The sequence below is a fragment of the Streptomyces sp. NPDC005262 genome, assembly GCF_042872425.1.
Classification (GTDB): domain Bacteria; phylum Actinomycetota; class Actinomycetes; order Streptomycetales; family Streptomycetaceae; genus Streptomyces.
This window is the reverse complement of the sequence record NZ_JBIAKK010000027.1, coordinates 14,689-30,886: the sequence shown is the minus strand read 5'-3', so window position 1 is coordinate 30,886 and position 16,198 is coordinate 14,689. Positions and strand designations below refer to the sequence as shown.

Annotated in this window: 16 protein-coding genes and 1 riboswitch; of the genes, 10 read left to right on the top strand and 6 right to left on the bottom strand. The window is 69.1% G+C overall.

Annotated features, from left to right (window positions below):
• Positions 1-3: 3 nt before the first annotated feature.
• Complete coding sequence (locus tag ACFYP5_RS37245) at positions 4-282, top strand: DUF3263 domain-containing protein (RefSeq protein WP_389044211.1); 279 nt, start codon at positions 4-6, stop codon at positions 280-282.
• A 151-nt stretch (positions 283-433) separates the two neighbouring features.
• Entirely contained in the window at positions 434-1,288 is an 855-nt protein-coding gene (otsB, locus tag ACFYP5_RS37240; protein WP_389044209.1) for a trehalose-phosphatase, read from the top strand.
• A gap of 18 nt (positions 1,289-1,306) precedes the next feature.
• Here otsB and ACFYP5_RS37235 read toward each other — a convergent pair whose 3' ends face one another.
• Both ACFYP5_RS37235 and ACFYP5_RS37230 read right to left on the bottom strand, forming a co-directional pair.
• A complete protein-coding gene (locus ACFYP5_RS37235) occupies positions 1,307-2,701 on the bottom strand; it encodes a trehalose-6-phosphate synthase (RefSeq protein WP_389044206.1) in 1,395 nt (464 codons plus the stop codon).
• 54 nt (positions 2,702-2,755) lie between these two features.
• Positions 2,756-3,706, bottom strand: a complete 951-nt coding sequence (locus ACFYP5_RS37230) for a glucosyl-3-phosphoglycerate synthase (RefSeq protein WP_389044251.1) — start codon at positions 3,704-3,706, stop codon at positions 2,756-2,758.
• Between the two features lie 152 nt (positions 3,707-3,858).
• Positions 3,859-3,985, top strand: a riboswitch (SAM riboswitch).
• A 17-nt stretch (positions 3,986-4,002) separates the two neighbouring features.
• On the opposite strand from ACFYP5_RS37230, the gene thrC reads away from it, so the two are divergent.
• The 4 genes from thrC to groL all read left to right on the top strand — a co-directional run bounded on the left by thrC (position 4,003) and on the right by groL (position 8,272).
• Positions 4,003-5,304: a threonine synthase gene (gene thrC / locus ACFYP5_RS37225; protein WP_030933081.1), complete on the top strand. Its 1,302-nt coding sequence runs from the start codon at positions 4,003-4,005 to the stop codon at positions 5,302-5,304.
• 58 nt (positions 5,305-5,362) lie between these two features.
• Positions 5,363-5,641 (top strand): MoaD/ThiS family protein, encoded by a 279-nt coding sequence (locus tag ACFYP5_RS37220; RefSeq protein WP_030933077.1) that lies wholly within the window; start codon positions 5,363-5,365, stop codon positions 5,639-5,641.
• A 453-nt stretch (positions 5,642-6,094) separates the two neighbouring features.
• Positions 6,095-6,301: a cold-shock protein gene (locus ACFYP5_RS37215; RefSeq protein ID WP_003967346.1), complete on the top strand. Its 207-nt coding sequence runs from the start codon at positions 6,095-6,097 to the stop codon at positions 6,299-6,301.
• A gap of 348 nt (positions 6,302-6,649) precedes the next feature.
• The gene (gene groL / locus ACFYP5_RS37210) at positions 6,650-8,272 is read left to right on the top strand and encodes a chaperonin GroEL (protein ID WP_389044203.1); all 1,623 of its coding nucleotides are present in this window, start codon (positions 6,650-6,652) and stop codon (positions 8,270-8,272) included.
• Between the two features lie 99 nt (positions 8,273-8,371).
• Here groL and ACFYP5_RS37205 read toward each other — a convergent pair whose 3' ends face one another.
• On the bottom strand, positions 8,372-9,034 hold the full coding sequence (locus ACFYP5_RS37205) for an HAD family acid phosphatase (protein WP_389044201.1): 663 nt from the start codon (positions 9,032-9,034) through the stop codon (positions 8,372-8,374).
• A gap of 517 nt (positions 9,035-9,551) precedes the next feature.
• On the opposite strand from ACFYP5_RS37205, the gene ACFYP5_RS37200 reads away from it, so the two are divergent.
• Entirely contained in the window at positions 9,552-11,507 is a 1,956-nt protein-coding gene (locus tag ACFYP5_RS37200) for an Ig-like domain repeat protein (protein WP_389044200.1), read from the top strand.
• 421 nt (positions 11,508-11,928) lie between these two features.
• The gene (locus tag ACFYP5_RS37195; protein WP_389044198.1) at positions 11,929-13,203 is read left to right on the top strand and encodes an LAETG motif-containing sortase-dependent surface protein; all 1,275 of its coding nucleotides are present in this window, start codon (positions 11,929-11,931) and stop codon (positions 13,201-13,203) included.
• A gap of 218 nt (positions 13,204-13,421) precedes the next feature.
• Here ACFYP5_RS37195 and ACFYP5_RS37190 read toward each other — a convergent pair whose 3' ends face one another.
• The 3 genes from ACFYP5_RS37190 to ACFYP5_RS37180 form a co-directional block, all read right to left on the bottom strand.
• Positions 13,422-14,243, bottom strand: coding sequence for a hypothetical protein (locus ACFYP5_RS37190; RefSeq protein ID WP_389044195.1), 822 nt, complete (start codon positions 14,241-14,243; stop codon positions 13,422-13,424).
• Positions 14,244-14,549: 306 nt separating this feature from the next.
• On the bottom strand, positions 14,550-14,759 hold the full coding sequence (locus ACFYP5_RS37185; RefSeq protein ID WP_389044194.1) for a DUF397 domain-containing protein: 210 nt from the start codon (positions 14,757-14,759) through the stop codon (positions 14,550-14,552).
• The gene (locus ACFYP5_RS37180; protein WP_389044192.1) at positions 14,740-15,582 is read right to left on the bottom strand and encodes a helix-turn-helix domain-containing protein; all 843 of its coding nucleotides are present in this window, start codon (positions 15,580-15,582) and stop codon (positions 14,740-14,742) included. Before ACFYP5_RS37180 ends, ACFYP5_RS37185 begins: the two co-directional genes overlap by 20 nt.
• 113 nt (positions 15,583-15,695) lie before the next feature.
• Between ACFYP5_RS37180 and ACFYP5_RS37175 the strand changes: the two genes are divergently transcribed.
• Positions 15,696-15,947 carry a hypothetical protein gene (locus tag ACFYP5_RS37175; RefSeq protein WP_389044189.1) on the top strand — a complete coding sequence of 84 codons (252 nt, stop codon included), beginning with the start codon at positions 15,696-15,698 and terminating at the stop codon, positions 15,945-15,947.
• Positions 15,937-16,170: a hypothetical protein gene (locus ACFYP5_RS37170; protein WP_389044187.1), complete on the top strand. Its 234-nt coding sequence runs from the start codon at positions 15,937-15,939 to the stop codon at positions 16,168-16,170. The genes ACFYP5_RS37175 and ACFYP5_RS37170 overlap by 11 nt, the downstream gene beginning before the upstream one ends.
• Positions 16,171-16,198: the final 28 nt, after the last annotated feature.

Genomic DNA, 16,198 nt, shown 5'->3' with positions numbered 1-16,198 from the left:
GATATGACCGCCTCCGAGAACGACGCCCAGGGTGCGGAGACCCCGGACACGACGCAGCCGGGGCTCTCCGAGCGGGAGCGTGCGGTGCTGGCCGTGGAACGGCGGTCGTGGCCCGGCCCCGGGGCGAAGGAGCGGGAGATCCGCGAGGGGCTGGGGATCTCGCCGACGCGCTACTACCAGTTGCTGAACGCGTTGCTGGACGACCGGCGGGCGCTGGAGGAGGACCCGGTGACGGTCAACCGGCTGCGGCGGGTGCGGGAGGCCCGGCGGGGGAGGCGGTAGCCGGGGTGCCGCACCTGAGGACCGGCCCTCCGGTGCCCGAGGAGCGGGGGTCCGGCGGAGCCGCGGGTTTCGGACAGGGTCGGGGCAGGGCAACAGGCCAGCCGCAGGCGCAGCCGTAGCCGCGCTCCGGCACCCCCGATAGGCTCGGCACATGGGCAGCAACCCAGAGCAACTCCTCCCCACCCCCACCACGCCGGCCGGCCGCGAAGGCCTCGCAGCCATCCTGGCCCGCCCCGATCGTGCCGTGGTCGCCCTCGACTTCGACGGCACCCTCGCCGACATAGTCCCGGACCCGGAGCAGGCCCGCGCCCACCCCGGCGCCGTCCCGGCCATCGCCGCGCTCGCCCCGAAGGTCGCGTCCGTCGCCGTGATCACCGGCCGCCCGGCCGGCGTCGCGGTCCGGCACGGCGGCTTCGCGGGCGTCCCGGGCCTCGACCACCTCGTCGTCCTCGGCCACTACGGTGCCGAACGCTGGGACGCCGTCTCCGGAACCGTTCGAGCGCCCGCCCCGCACCCCGGTGTGGCAGCTGTCCGCGCCGAACTCCCGGGCGTGCTGGACCGGTTCGACTCCTGGCACGGCACATGGATCGAGGAGAAGGGGCAGGCGCTCGCCGTCCACACGCGCCGCGCCGCCGACCCGCAGGCCGCCTTCGACGCGCTGCGCGGCCCGCTGGGTGAGCTCGCGGCCCGGCACGGGCTGATCGTCGAGCCGGGGCGCCTCGTCCTGGAACTGCGTCCGCCCGGCATGGACAAGGGCGTGGCGCTCGCGAAGTACGTGCGGGAGATGGACGCCGAGTCCGTCCTGTACGCGGGGGACGACCTGGGCGACCTCGCCGCGTACGCCGCGGTGGAGAAGCTCCGCACGGAGGGCCCCGACGGCATCCCGGGTCTGCTGGTGTGCAGCGGAAGCGCGGAAGTACCGGAACTGGCCGAGCGGGCGGACCTGTTGCTGTCGGGTCCGCCGGCCGTGGTCGACTTCCTCGCGGCCCTCGCCCGGCGCCTCTGAACGACCGCCGCCGAACGGTCAGTCCCGCCGCAGCGCCTCCAGCTGTTCCAGGAACCACCGCTGCGGCGGCAACGCGGTCGCCGCCGCAGCCAGCCGCTTCGACCGCTCCGCCCGCTCCCCGTCCGGCATCGTCAGTGCCTCGTGCAACGCGACGGCCGTCGCCGACACGTCGTACGGGTTCACCACGATCGCGTCCGCGCCCAGCTCCTCGTACGCCCCCGCCTCCCGCGACAGCACCAGCGCGCAGCCCTGGTCGGAGACCACCGGGACCTCCTTCGCGACCAGGTTCATGCCGTCGCGGATCGGGTTGACGAGCGCCACGTCCGCCAGCCGGTACGCCCCCAGCGAGCGTGCGAAGTCGTCGTTCACATGCAGCAGGACCGGGGTCCAATCGGGTGTTCCGTACGCCTCGTTGATGTCGTCCGCCAGCCGCTGCACCTCGGCCGTGTACTCCCGGTACACCGCCAGGTCCTGGCGCGACGGGTACGCGAACGCGACATGCACCACCCGCTCGCGCCACTGCGGGCGGGTGTTCAGCAGCTCCCGGTACGCCAGCAGCCCGCGCACGATGTTCTTGGACAGTTCCGTACGGTCGACCCGCACGATCGTCTTCCGGCCGGTGCCGCCCACCTGCTCCCGCAGGATCGCCATCCGCTCGTCCACGTCCGCCTCGTGCGCGCGGCGGCGCAGGAAGTCCGCGTCCGCGCCCAGACCGTGCACGCCGATCCTGGTCCGGCCGGTGCCGCCCAGGACCTCCGTGCAGCAGGCGGTGAACGCGTCCGCCCACCGCCGGGTCAGGAAGCCCGTCCGGTCCGCGCCGAGCATGCCGCGCAGCAGCTGCTCCGCGATGTCGTCGGGCAGCAGGCGGAAGTAGTCGGCCGGGGCCCACGGGGTGTGCGAGAAGTGGCCGATCCGCAGGTCGGGACGGAGGTCGCGGAGCATGCCGGGGACCAGGGCCAGGTGGTAGTCCTGCACCAGAACCGCCGCGCCCTCGCCCGCCTCCTCGGCGAGCGCCTGCGCGAAGGCCAGGTTGTACGCCTCGAACGACGCCCACTGCCGGCGGAACTCCGCGTCGAAGACCGGCTCCAGCGGCGTCTGGTACAGCATGTGGTGGACGAACCAGAGCACCGAGTTCGCGATGCCGTTGTACGCGTCGGCGTGCACATCGGCGTCGATGTCCAGCATCCGTACGCCCGGCTCGGCGATTCCGCGCCGGACCGCCTCCCGGTCCCCGTCGCCGAGCGCCGCGCAGACCCACAGCTTGTCCTCGACGGCGCTCAGCCCGGAGACGAGTCCGCCGCCGCCCCGTCTGGCGCTGATCGAACCGGTCTCGCTCAGTGCGTACGAGACCGGGCCGCGGTTGGACGCGACGAGTACCTGGGCAGCAGACGTGATCACGTGCTCGGAGACCATGTTGCGGAATCTAGCCCGATCGCGAACCGCCCAAACGTGCGAAGTCAGGCCACCTCAGGCGGCGCGGCGCGAAACGTACTCCCTGATCTCCTGCATCGGCGGCCGCTCCTCCGTGTCCACGGCGTGCGTGCGCGGTACGAAGCCGGTCTCGCCCCGCTCGAACTGGGTGAGGGATGGCCGTACCAAGTGGCCGCGGGAGAGGCGCAGTTGCGCCGTCCGGTAGATGGCCGCCGCCATCCGGCCCAGCGCCTGCCCGTCCTGATGGCGGTGCTTCCTGACCCCCACGTCGACCTGCGCCAGCGCGTCCAGCCCCACGGTGTGCAGCGCATCCACGAGCAGGCCCAGTTCCACTCCGTAACCGACCGGGAACGGCAGCCGCTCCAGCAGGGAGCGCCGCACCGCGTACTCGCCGCCCAGCGGCTGGACGAAGCCGGCCAGCTGAGGCCAGTGCAGGTTGAGCAGCGGGCGGGCCACCAGTTCCGTGACGCGACCGCCTTGGCCTGCCGTGTCCCCGAGCGGCCGGTCGTACATCGCCTTCACGAACTGCACCTCGGGATCGGTGAGCAGCGGCCCGATGATGCCGGAGACGAAGTCCGCGGAGAAGTCCTTCAGGTCGGCGTCTATGAAGCAGACGATGTCACCGTCGGTGACCAGGAGTGATCGCCAGAGGACCTCGCCCTTGCCGGGCAGGGCGGGTATCCGCGGGAGTATGTCGTCACGGTGCACCACACGGGCGCCCGCCGTCCGGGCGACTTCGGAGGTGGCGTCCGTCGACCCGGAGTCGATCACCAGCAGCTCGTCGACCAGCTGGACCTTCTCCATCAGCTCGACCCGGATCGTCTCGACGATCGTGCCGACCGTCGCCTCCTCGTTGAGGGCGGGCAGCACGACGCTCACACTTCCGCGCCGCGGATCCCCGGCCCTGGCGGCGACGAGCCGGTCCAGCGGGCGGTCGGCGGCCGACCAGGAACGCCTGGCCAGCCAGCGTTCGACCTCTTCCAGCACGGTCGATACTCCCTGTATGTGATCCATCTCGCGGTTCGGACGGCCATCTCAACCGTCCGATGCTTCGGTTACAGTCTTGAACAACGCGGATGGCCCTCGCATGCCGGGGCCCTCCGCCGATAAATGCCTGGATCGATGATCCAGTGCCACAGCGCTCATCCAGAGGGACTGAGGGAACGGCCCGTTGAAGTCCCGGCAACCCTCCTGCCGACCGCGAGGTCAGGTGGGGAAGGTGCCAATTCCGTCTCGTGGCGAAATGCGTCGCGAGGAAGATGAGGAGAAAGGGCCTCGCCATCATGGCTACGCAGACCGTTGCAGTGAGCACCAACTCTTCCGCCGACGCTGTCGACCTCGGTCCCGCCGCGGCACTTTCCTGCCGCGAGTGCGGAGAGCGTTTCGAGCTCGGTCCCATTTTCGCCTGCGCGACCTGTTTCGGGCCGCTCGAAGTGGCGTACGACCTGCCGAGCGGCTCACCGGACGAGCTGAAGAAGCGCATCGAGGCCGGGCCGAACAACATCTGGCGTTACGCGCCGCTACTGCCGGTCCCCGCCGATGTCGCGGACAAGCCCAACATCAACCCCGGCTTCACCAAGCTGGTCAAGGCCGACAACCTCGCCCGCGAACTGGGTGTCACCGGCGGCCTGTACGTCAAGGACGACTCCGGCAACCCGACGCACTCCTTCAAGGACCGCGTCGTCGCGATCGCCGTCGAGGCCGCCCGCGCCTTCGGTTTCACCACTCTCTCCTGCTCCTCCACCGGCAACCTCGCCGGCGCCGTGGGGGCGGCCGCCGCCCGGGCCGGCCTGCGGTCCTGCGTGTTCATCCCGCACGACCTGGAGCAGGGCAAGGTCGTGATGGCCGCGGTGTACGGCGGTGAACTGGTCGGCATCGAGGGCAACTACGACGACGTCAACCGCTTCTGCTCGGAGCTCATCGGCGACCCGCTCGGCGAGGGCTGGGGCTTCGTCAACGTCAACCTGCGCCCGTACTACGGCGAGGGCTCCAAGACGCTCGCGTACGAGATCTGCGAGCAGCTCGGCTGGCGCCTGCCCGACCAGCTCGTCATCCCGATCGCGTCCGGCTCGCAGCTCACGAAGATCGACAAGGGTCTGCAGGAGCTGATCAAGCTCGGTCTCGTCGAGGACAAGCCGTACAAGATCTTCGGCGCCCAGGCCGAGGGCTGCTCCCCGGTCTCCACCGCCTTCAAGGCCGGCCACGACGTCGTACGCCCCCAGAAGCCGAACACGATCGCCAAGTCGCTGGCGATCGGCAACCCGGCCGACGGCCCCTACGTCCTGGACATCGCCCGCCGGACCGGCGGCGCCGTCGAGGACGTGGACGACGAGCAGGTCGTCGACGCGATCAAGCTGCTGGCGCGCACCGAGGGCATCTTCGCGGAGACGGCCGGCGGGGTGACGGTCGGCGTGACGAAGAAGCTGATCGAGGCCGGCCTGCTGGACCCGACGCTCACCACCGTCGTCCTCAACACCGGTGACGGTCTGAAGACGCTGGACGCGGTCGCCCCGACCACCGGTCCGACGGCGACCATCCGGCCCAGCCTCGACGCGTTCCGCGCCGCAGGCCTGGCCCGCAGCTGACCCGACCACCCGGACGTCCACCCGTGACGTCCACCCGAGACGCAAGGAAGGCACCCACATGAGCGTCAAGGTCCGTATCCCCACCATCCTGCGCACCTACACGGGCGGTCAGGCCGAGGTCCCGGCCGAGGGCGCGACCCTCTCCCAGGTGATCGAGTCGCTGGAGCAGAACCACCCGGGCATCGCCGCGCGCGTCCTGGACGACCAGGGCAAGCTGCGCCGGTTCGTGAACGTGTACGTCAACGACGACGACGTGCGCTTCGAGGGCGGCCTGGAGGCGGCCACCCCGGACGGCGCCGGCATCTCGATCATCCCGGCCGTCGCGGGCGGCTGCTGACCCTCCGTCGCCCCGGCACGGACTCTCCGTAGCCCCGCCGCCGACTTCACAGCGTCACCGGAATTGCCCCCTCTGCGAGGTAAGCGGAGGGGGCAATTCTGCATGGTTAAGCGCGGTACAGTTGGGAAGTCCCCTCCGCTGCCCGTGCCGACCGCATATGAGAATGCGCCCGCCCGCGACAAGATGCAGCCAAAGTATTCCAACTCCTTGCGTCATAAGTGGCCTTTGCCCGGCCCGAGTTGCCCTGGAATCGCATAAATTCCGCATATTCGGGTGTTCGGTGCTGCCCAGAATTCTCGTCCGATTGACCTGTTGCAGAGGGCAGTTGGGCAGATACATTCGGCCGCGGTCGACGCGTTCCGGCGCACGCACCCTCTCCTGTCGGGGGGTGAGTTCTGACCCGGGCCCGCGAAGTGCGGTCCTGTGCAAGGGCCAGTAATAGGGGAGTTAGGCATGGCTCAGGGCACCGTCAAGTGGTTCAACGCGGAGAAGGGGTACGGCTTCATCGCGGTCGACGGTGGTGCGGATGTTTTCGTCCACTACAGCGCGATCCAGATGGACGGGTACCGCACCCTCGAAGAGGGTCAGCGAGTTGAATTCGAGATCTCGCAGGGCCAGAAGGGGCCGCAGGCGGACATGGTCAAGCTCGCCGTCGGCTGAGCTCGGCGCGGTCGGCCAACGACACCACTCACGCATGAAGGGTCCGTACCCCCAGGGGACGGGCCCTTCACGCGTCGTGCCGCCGTCACCCGCGTGGCATCCCCACGACATCCCACGCGCCGTCGCCCGGTTCGCGCCTTGTCCGCAACCGCCGGGGGCGCTTGCACTCGTGGGGGTCGAGTGCTAATCATTGGCGTTAGCACTCTCCAGGTGAGAGTGACAGAACTTGGACCGGGCCGGTGAGGCCCGCAGGCTGGTGGGGCAAGGAACCACCCGGCAGGCAGGCCGTCCGTCGCGGGCGCCACTCGGTCCGGAGAAATCCACCCCTGTCCGGGAGGACCACTTCACATGGCCAAGATCATCGCGTTCGACGAGGAGGCACGGCGCGGTCTCGAGCGCGGGATGAACCAGCTCGCCGACGCCGTCAAGGTCACCCTTGGCCCCAAGGGCCGCAACGTCGTCCTCGAGAAGAAGTGGGGCGCGCCCACGATCACCAACGATGGTGTTTCCATCGCCAAGGAGATCGAGCTCGAGGACCCGTACGAGAAGATCGGCGCCGAGCTGGTCAAGGAAGTCGCCAAGAAGACGGACGACGTCGCCGGCGACGGTACGACCACCGCCACCGTTCTCGCCCAGGCGCTCGTCCGTGAGGGCCTTCGCAACGTAGCCGCGGGTGCAAACCCGATGGCCCTCAAGCGGGGCATCGAGAAGGCCGTCGAGGCCGTCTCCGCCGCTCTGCTGGAGCAGGCCAAGGACGTGGAGACCAAGGAGCAGATCGCTTCGACGGCCTCCATCTCCGCCGCCGACACCCAGATCGGCGAGCTCATCGCCGAGGCGATGGACAAGGTCGGCAAGGAAGGCGTCATCACCGTCGAGGAGTCCCAGACCTTCGGTCTGGAGCTGGAGCTCACCGAGGGTATGCGCTTCGACAAGGGCTACATCTCGGCGTACTTCGCCACCGACATGGAGCGCATGGAGGCGTCCCTGGACGACCCGTACATCCTGATCGTCAACTCCAAGGTCAGCAACGTGAAGGACCTCCTTCCGCTGCTGGAGAAGGTCATGCAGTCCGGCAAGCCACTGCTGATCATCGCCGAGGACGTCGAGGGCGAGGCCCTGTCGACCCTGGTCGTCAACAAGATCCGTGGCACCTTCAAGTCCGTCGCCGTCAAGGCCCCGGGCTTCGGTGACCGCCGCAAGGCCATGCTCGGCGACATCGCCATCCTCACCGGTGGCACGGTCATCTCCGAGGAGGTCGGTCTCAAGCTCGAGAACGCCGGCCTGGACCTGCTGGGCCGCGCCCGCAAGGTCGTCATCACCAAGGACGAGACCACGATCGTCGACGGTGCCGGTGACAGCGACCAGGTTCAGGGTCGCGTCAACCAGATCCGTGCCGAGATCGAGAACTCCGACTCGGACTACGACCGCGAGAAGCTCCAGGAGCGTCTGGCGAAGCTGGCCGGCGGCGTGGCCGTCATCAAGGCCGGTGCCGCCACCGAGGTCGAGCTCAAGGAGCGCAAGCACCGCATCGAGGACGCCGTTCGCAACGCGAAGGCGGCCGTCGAGGAGGGCATCGTCGCCGGTGGTGGCGTGGCGCTGCTGCAGGCCTCCGCCGTCTTCGAGAAGCTGGAGCTCTCGGGTGACGAGGCGACCGGCGCCAACGCCGTCAAGCTGGCGCTGGAGGCCCCGCTCAAGCAGATCGCCGTCAACGGTGGTCTCGAGGGTGGCGTCGTCGTCGAGAAGGTGCGCAACCTGCCGATCGGTCACGGTCTGAACGCCGCGACCGGCGAGTACGTCGACATGATCGCCGAGGGCATTCTCGACCCGGCGAAGGTCACGCGCTCCGCTCTGCAGAACGCCGCGTCGATCGCCGCGCTGTTCCTGACCACCGAGGCCGTCATCGCCGACAAGCCGGAGAAGGCCTCTGCGGCCGCTCCGGGCGGCATGCCGGGCGGTGACATGGACTTCTGATCCTGACGGATCAGTAGTTGGGTCGCACATCGGCCCCCGGGACCTGTACTGGTCCCGGGGGCCGATGCCATGTCCGCGGCGGTGACGGCCGGTCAGCGGTCAGGAGAGCTTTCCGTCGTAGTCCGGGAGCTTGAACGTCCGCTCGGCGTGGCCGCCGACCAGGTCGCTTTCGTTGTTGCCGATGTTGGCGATGATCGTGTAGCCCCGGGCCTCGATCTCGGCACGCTTGGCGGTCTTGTACGTGCTGACTTCGTCGAAGAGGTCCGGCAGGTCGCGGACGTAGAGGCCGGTCACCGGGTAGCCGACGGCGGTGAGGTTGTGCTGCGTCAGCGAGGCGATGATGCCCGGACGGGCGGTGACGAAGAAGATGGCGACGCCTTGGGAGTCGGCGTACCGGACCAGATCGCGGACCTGGGTGATCGCGGGGGTCGGGAACGTCCAGAAGTAGTGGAAGTCCGTCTCCAGCGACGAGTTGTCGATGTCGAGGACGATCGCGGGTTTCTGGCCCGCTGGGGTCTGGGCGATGCGCTGTTGGACGTACGGGCGGGCCACGTCGATGACCGCGGCGACATCACGCTGCCAGGTGCCGTAGTCGATGCCCAGGATGGCGGCGTTGCCGCCGGGGGCCCAGGAGGTCGCCCCGGCGGTGGGCGACGACACGGGGGCGGCCTGGGCGGCTGTGGCGGGCGCGACGAGGGCGAGAACGGCGGCCGCGGCGACGACGCCCGCCGTACGGGCGAACCGGGTACGGCTTCGGCTCATGAGGGTGTCTCCTGTGTCGAAGTTGACATGCACGCGTCCAACCCTCGATGAGGCCCGGTCCCATGTCTACTGGTCGGTAGGAAACTTTTCATGGACGCACCATGAAATGGGCACACCGTGAATCGGACGTAACCCTTCCGGGTCAGGGGGCGGTTGCCGGGCGTACCTCTCCAGGATCCGCGGCGCGGCGGATGGTGGGCGAGGCGACCGTTCGGGTGGCAGTTCGGCGGTCGGGCGGCAGCGGACCGGCGCGCTCGGACTCCGCGACTCGAGCCCGGGGGCGTACGAGCCGCGCCGACTTCACTCCGCATGAGACATCGACTGGTCAACATCGATGAATCCGCGCTGAGGTACGGACCGTTCGCGGTGGTGGGGGCGCTGGGCGTGTTGTCGGTGGCATGACCTAGTCTTCGCTCACTCGCCACACCCGCGGCACAGGTCACACACATCGGCTGTCGCCTGTCAGCTGCGCGCAGTGGCTCCACACTCGTTCCGGGGGGTTCGAATCACCGTGCGTATGCGCACTCTTCCGGCCGCCACCGCACTGGCGGTCCTCTTCAGCTCGGCGGTGCTCACCGCCGCACCGGCGTCCGCCGACACCGCCAGGACCGTCGCGGTCACGGCCGCTGCCGACACGGTCGTCGACGGCGTCCACCAGCGGCTGTTCTTCAGCGACAGGTACCAGAGCAAGATCGTCGTCACCGACAACGCGGGCAAGGCCGTCGCCGAGCTCACCGGCCTGCCTCAGGTCCAGGACCTCGAACTGAGCCCGGACTCGGGCACGCTGTACGCCGCGGTCTACGGCGCCGACAAGATCGTCGCCTTCGACACCGCGACACTCACGCAGACCGCCGAGTACCCCACCGGCGCGAAGACCACGCCCTCCCATCTCGCCTACGCCGACGGCAAGCTGTGGTTCGGATACGGCGACCAGTGGGACTCCGGGCTCGGCTCGGTCGACCTGACCGCCGAGACGCCCATGGTGACGCTGGACCTGGCGGCCGGGCACGACTTCGCGAGTCCGCCGAAGCTCTACGCCGACCCTGACAACCCGGGCACGCTGCTGGCCCTCGACGCAGGCATCAGCTCCGGTCCGATCGTCGTCTACGACATCTCCTCCGGTACTCCGGCCATCCGCGTCTCCGCCGAGAAGGGCGGCTTCTACCACGACGCGGCGCTCACCCCGGACGGCCAGAACGTCGTCGTGGCCGGGAACAGCGCGCTCACCGAGTACCGGCTCTCCGACCTGGAGGAGGTCCGCACCTTCCCCGTCGCCTCCGAACCGGAGACGGTCAGCATCGCCCCGGACGGCACGGTCGCGGCCACCGTCCTCGACACCGACGACCTCGGCGACACGTACGTCTTCGCCGCCGACCCGGGCCGGCCCGCCAGCGTCCGCAATCTGTCGCACAGCTGGATGCCCTGGTACGGGCACTCGACGAACTGGTCGGCCGACGGCGGAAAGCTGTTCGTGATGAGCGAGGGGGGCGACAACGACTCCTCCACGTTCAACGTCGTCGACGAACCCCGCAAGTACGTCGCCACGCTGAAGGCCGACGCCCCGGCCACCGCCACCCGCGCCAAGTCCCTCACCGTCAAGGGCTCGCTCGTCTCCGGCCTCGCGCTGCCCGCGGGGACGCCGCTGACCGTCACCCGCACCGACCTGGAGTCGCCGAAGGGCAAGTCGCTCGGCACCAAGTCCCTGGCAACGGGCGGCAAGTTCTCCTTCACGGACACCCCGCCGGCCGGCGGCAAGGTCACGTACAAGGTGACGTACGCCGGTGATGCCACGCACGCCTCGGCGACTGCCTCGGACACGGTCGAGGTCTCCCGCGCCACGCCCACGCTGACGCTGAACAACAACGGCAAGGTGTACGACCACGGCAAGGACGTCGCGTTCACGGCGCACCTCGGCACGACGTACAAGAACCGCACGGTCGAGATCTGGGCCAACCCATTCGGCTCGGACAAGCCGAACAAGCTGGTGAGGACCGGCACGGTCAACTCCAGCGGCAACCTGTCGGTCACCCTGGACATGGCCCGGGACACCACGGTCACCGCCGTGTTCAAGGGCGACGCCCGCTACGCCCCGAAGACGGTCAAGGCCACGGCGTACGCCAGGGTGAAGGTCTCGACGGCGCTGTCCAAGCACTACAAGACCGGCAAGATCGGCTCCACGACGTACTACTACTTCCACAAGAACACCGACGTCATCTCCACGACGACGATGAGCTACTACAAGGACCGCAAGCAGCGGCTCGAGCTCCAGGTGTACTCCCAGGGCAAGTGGTACTCCGGGGCCACCGAGTACTTCAAGCTCGGCACCAGCGGAAAGTCGGTCGTCAACCTGGGCCACGCCGGCAAGTCCGGCATCCGCGCCCGGGTGCGCTCCTCGTACATCAACGCCAGCTCCGGGGACAACGTGAACTCGACGACGCACGGCGCCTGGAAGTACTTCGTCTTCACCAACTGAGTCGGTGTCCGGTCCCATGAGGCCGTGACGAGGGGGCGCGTTCCTGTCGGTGGGAGGGGACGCGCCCCGGCTCTGCTTTGCCCCGCCGGGAACGCCCCAACTCTCCTGTCGGCCTTCCAGGTTGTGCCCGCAGTGACAGTGGCAGGCTCGCGTACGCGAACGTGCAGGGGCTCGCCGGGCGGGGCGGCGCCGGGGAGGCGTTCAGGGTCATGTGGTATTCATCACAGCGAAAGTGTGGGTGGTGAAAGCAACTGCACCCTTTCGTCTCTTCTGTCTGTCCCGGTGTGGTGGTGTCTGCCGGAGCAGGTGAAAAATCTGTGACGGTCGACCGCCCGCCCGGTCATACGATCACTTCAAGTCGCATTTGCGTGTCCCATTCCGCTGCGACCCTTCTTCTCTTTTCGGACCCCGAAGGGCTCTTGTGAAGATTCGCCGGATACTTGCCACAGCTGTTGCCGCCGCAGTGACCACGCCTGTCCTCCTTCTGTCGGTCACCCCCGCGTTCGCCGACGACAAGCCGACAGCGCAGACGCAGGAGAAGCCGTCCATCGCGGAGCTGGAAAAGGCCGCCGCCGCAGCGCAGGAGGCGTACGACGACGCCGTAGAGGCCGAGAGTGCCGCCTACGCCGCTCTGGAAACGGTCCTGTCCGACACCTCTCCGCTGGCCGTTGCAGCCAAGGCCGCCCAGGCGGTGGCGGCCGACGCCGCCACCGCGAAGACCAACGCCGACCAGGCGGTCGTCGACGCCAAGGCGGCGGTCGACGCCCTCCCGGAGACGGCCACCGAGGAGGAGAAGACCGCGGCGGCGACGACTCTCACCGAGGCGGAAGCCGCCGCCGCAGCCGCCGCCGACGCCAAGGTCGCCGCCGATGCCAAGGTCGTGGAGGCCCTGGACGCGCGTGACGACGAGCGGGTCGCCGCGACCCGGAAGCTGGACCAGGCGCGGAAGGCCACCGAGGCGGCGCTCGCCGACAAGACCGCCGCCGACGACGCGCTGGCCAAGGCGAAGGAGGAGGCGGGTGAGGGCGGCGAGGACTGCGTCCCCGAGGCCAAGCTCACCACGGTCGTCACGGGTCTGCCGTCCACGGTCGTCGCCGGCACGAAGGTCAACTTCAATCTCCGGGTGACCAACGGTACGGACAAGACGATGGACGAGGTACTTCCGTTCGCCTACGTCCACGCGACCGACAAGAGCGGGCGCAAGGACATCGACGACCTGGTGCACCTGCAGTGGTCGTCCGCCTCGTCCTCGACGTGGAAGACCGTCGACAATGAGCACTACATGGACGCCATCAGCCCGCTGAAGGCAGGTGCCCACGCCGACGTCAAGATGCGCCTCACGGTCGACTCCTCGGCCCCCGCGGGCAACGGCGTCACCTTCGTCGCCGGTGACTACTTCAACGACAACGGCACCTGCGGCGGGAACCCGGACCTCGAGGGCTACGAGTTCCTGATCGCCGCCGCGGGCAGCAAGCCCGGCAAGGTCGACGACGCCAAGCCGAGCACGACCGAGCCGAACACTTCTGACGTCGAGCCGCAGGGCAGCGCGTCGGCCAGCCCCGTGGGCGGCAGCCTCGCCGCCACGGGCTCGTCCTCCGCGACGTCGCAGTTCGCCCTCGCGAGCGGCGCGGCCCTGGCGATCGGCGCGGGCGCGGTGTTCGCCGCACGCCGTCGCAAGGCCGGCTCCCACGCCTGACGCATGAGGCGAGGTGCCCACCAGGCACCCCGGCCCACGCACTGACCGCCCAACGGGCCCGACACCGAGCGGTGTCGGGCCCGCTGTGTGACACGGCTGCCCCGGTGCGGCGCCACCGCCGGACCAGCGCCTACGGGCCCGGAGTTCGGAGCGCGGCAGCAGGGCCCGCAGCGGGCGTTCCGGACCTCACCGGCGCGGACGGAGCCGCGGCCGAGGCGTCACGTGATCGCGCCCTGCCTCTTGGGGCGGGGGACCATCGCGGCCCGCAACTCGGCCATCCGGTCACGGACCCCGCCGGCCGGGATCCCGCGGTTGCTCGCCGGTACGGAGGTCTGCTCACCCCGGCATGGCCCGCACGCGCCGCCGGGAAGCGTCTCCGCCCGGCCCGGTGTGCCGCATTTCGCGCACTCCAGGACCCGCAACGCGGCAGATGGGGTGGGCGGAGCGACCCGTTCGGGTGGCATCTTGGTGATCAGACGAGTGCGGACCAGTGCCGCCGCGTGATGCACCGGGACCGGCAATCCGTCGGTCAGTGCGTGCAGCAGCTGTACTTCGGTGGCACCCCGCTCGAACCACGCAGTGACGTACGGCTCCAGCGCCGCGCAGTCCGTCGATGACAGGCTCAGCGCGGGTGCGGTGCGGCCGAGTGCCGCCAGCAGGACGAATGCCCGGGAGCGGGTCTGCCGCCGCTGCTCCGGCGGTACGTCACCCCTGGTGAACGCGGCCCACCAGTCGTCGTCGCGAGGCGTGCGGGAGAAGAACGTACGTGTCACCCAGCGTGCGCTGCCCGAGCCGATGACGTGCTCGCTGCCCCGGCGCAGATGCCCGGCCCGCTGGAGGTTGTTCAGTGCGGTCCGCAGTGCGCACTGCCCGTACGGCAACACCTTGGCCAGCGTTTTCACGGCGATGTCGGCGCCGTCCGGCAACCGGTCGACATAGGCGGCGACCGCGGCCTCGCGCGGCGGCAGGTGCGCGAAGTCGTGCGCGCTACGTGGGCGTTGACCGGGAGCAGACCGCTTGCCGTAGCCCGGGTTGGCCATCGGGTGCGACGGCGTGTGCGGGATATGAGGGGGTACGTGCGGTGCGCGTGGGGCAGCACTAAGCTGGCTGTCAGCCATTTGATCGCCTGTTTCGATCTCGTTGGTCAGACCCCTGTTCGGTGTTCCCGCACCGGCAGGGGTCGTTCGTTATTCGGAACGCTAGAGCGTCGCCACCTTGCGTGGCAAGCCGGTCACGAAAAGTGAACGCGCCTGCTACGGGACAGTCCTTGGGGAGGGCGGGTGGGGTGAAGCCCTCCACCCATTCCTTGAAAGAGCGCTCGGAGTGCGGGGCTTGAGCCCCGGGCCTCAGTTGCGCTTGAGGTCCGCGACGAAGGACGACCACGCCGCCGCACGGAAGACGAGCGCCGGGCCGTCCGGGACCTTGGAGTCGCGGACGGGGATGATGTCGGGTCGGCCGTCGGCGATCTCAAGGCAGTCGCCACCGCTTGCACCGCTGTACGAGGACTTGTGCCAGGTTGCTGTGGCCAGGTCGTAGTCAGAACTGCTGAGCTTCATGGGCGTGATCCTCCGCCACCGACTCGATCAGGGCCAGGGACGCCTCCGGTGACAATGCGCTGGCCGCCACCAGATCGTAGGTCAGTTCGTAGTGCCTGACGGTTGCGGGATCGTCCTGCAACTTCCCTGTGCCCAGGGCCTGAAGGTAAGCGAGCGGGGGTGCGTCATCGAAGGACATCAGCTTGAGCGGACCTTCCATGGCCATGTGTGCGCCCGCGTTGAACGGCAGTACCTGCACGATGATCCGGTGTTCTCGTGCCAGCTTGAGGACGTGGTTGAGCGCCTCCGTCAACACTGCCAATCCACCAACCTTCCGACGTAAGACCGCCTCATCCAGCACCGACCAAAACAAGGGCGTTGTTGGATCGCAAAGCAGCTGGGCGCGATCCAGCCTCACTCTGGTCAGGTCGTCGACCACACTCTCCGCCGCCATCGGCAGTCCTCCCCGGAACACCGCCCGTGCGTAACGCTCCGTCTGCAGCAAACCGGGGATCAGCTGCGGTGCGTACTCCTTGATGGTCTTCGCGACAGCCTCCGCCTCCGCAGCCTCCGCGAAGTGGTCCGGGTACTTCGACTTCTTCAGGGCGACGCAGTTCCGTACGAAGAACCCGTCCGTCGTCAGGATCTCGTCGAACTTCTGCGCCTGGTCCAACTGCATCCGGCGCGTACCGGACTCGAGTTGGCCGATGAACGAGCCGCTGACGAAGAGCGGGAGGCCGAGTTCCTCCTGGGAGAGGCCGGCGCTGTCCCTTCGGTGGCGGAGTTCGGCGCCGAGGAGGGCCCGTGGTGAGGCGGACGGGTCGAGTTTCTTCGGGCCCGGCATGGCAACTCCTTGTGACACACCTGTGGTTGTTGGACCTGCGCCACTTCCAGGCTAGTCGAGCGTCGGACACGCTGGGTAGGCATTGCGATTACCGAGCGTGGAAGGTGCGCAGGATGACCACTACGGAGCGACGACGGGTTGCCGCCGGAAGAGTGCGGGAGGCGGAGGACGCGGTGGAGACGCTGAGACAAGGGCTGAACGGTGTGGGGCTCATGCTGCCGTCGTTGCGGATCGATCCGGTGTCGTGCGCGGGGAACGAGCCCGCGCCGCTGGTGGATCTCGGGCGCTGCAACATCGACACGGCGCTGCGGCTGAGCGCCGTTCTGGAAAAGAAGTGTGACGGGGAGGCCGGTCATGACGGGTGAGGAACTCGAACCGTGTACGCCGGAGCCCGGGACGTACGCGGTGGACTCGCGGGACGGGCGCGTGGGGCGCGTGATGGGGTGCGTCGGACCGTACGTGCAGTTGCGGCCGCCAGGCGGTGGGGCCGAGTGGGACTGTCCGCCGGCGTCCGTGCAGCCGGCCTCGCCCGGGGACGTGCTGCGGGCCAAGGTCAGGGAGGTCAACCGGGAGGGCCGGCTGCCGTGAGAGACACGGGGGTGGCGCCCAGGCCGGG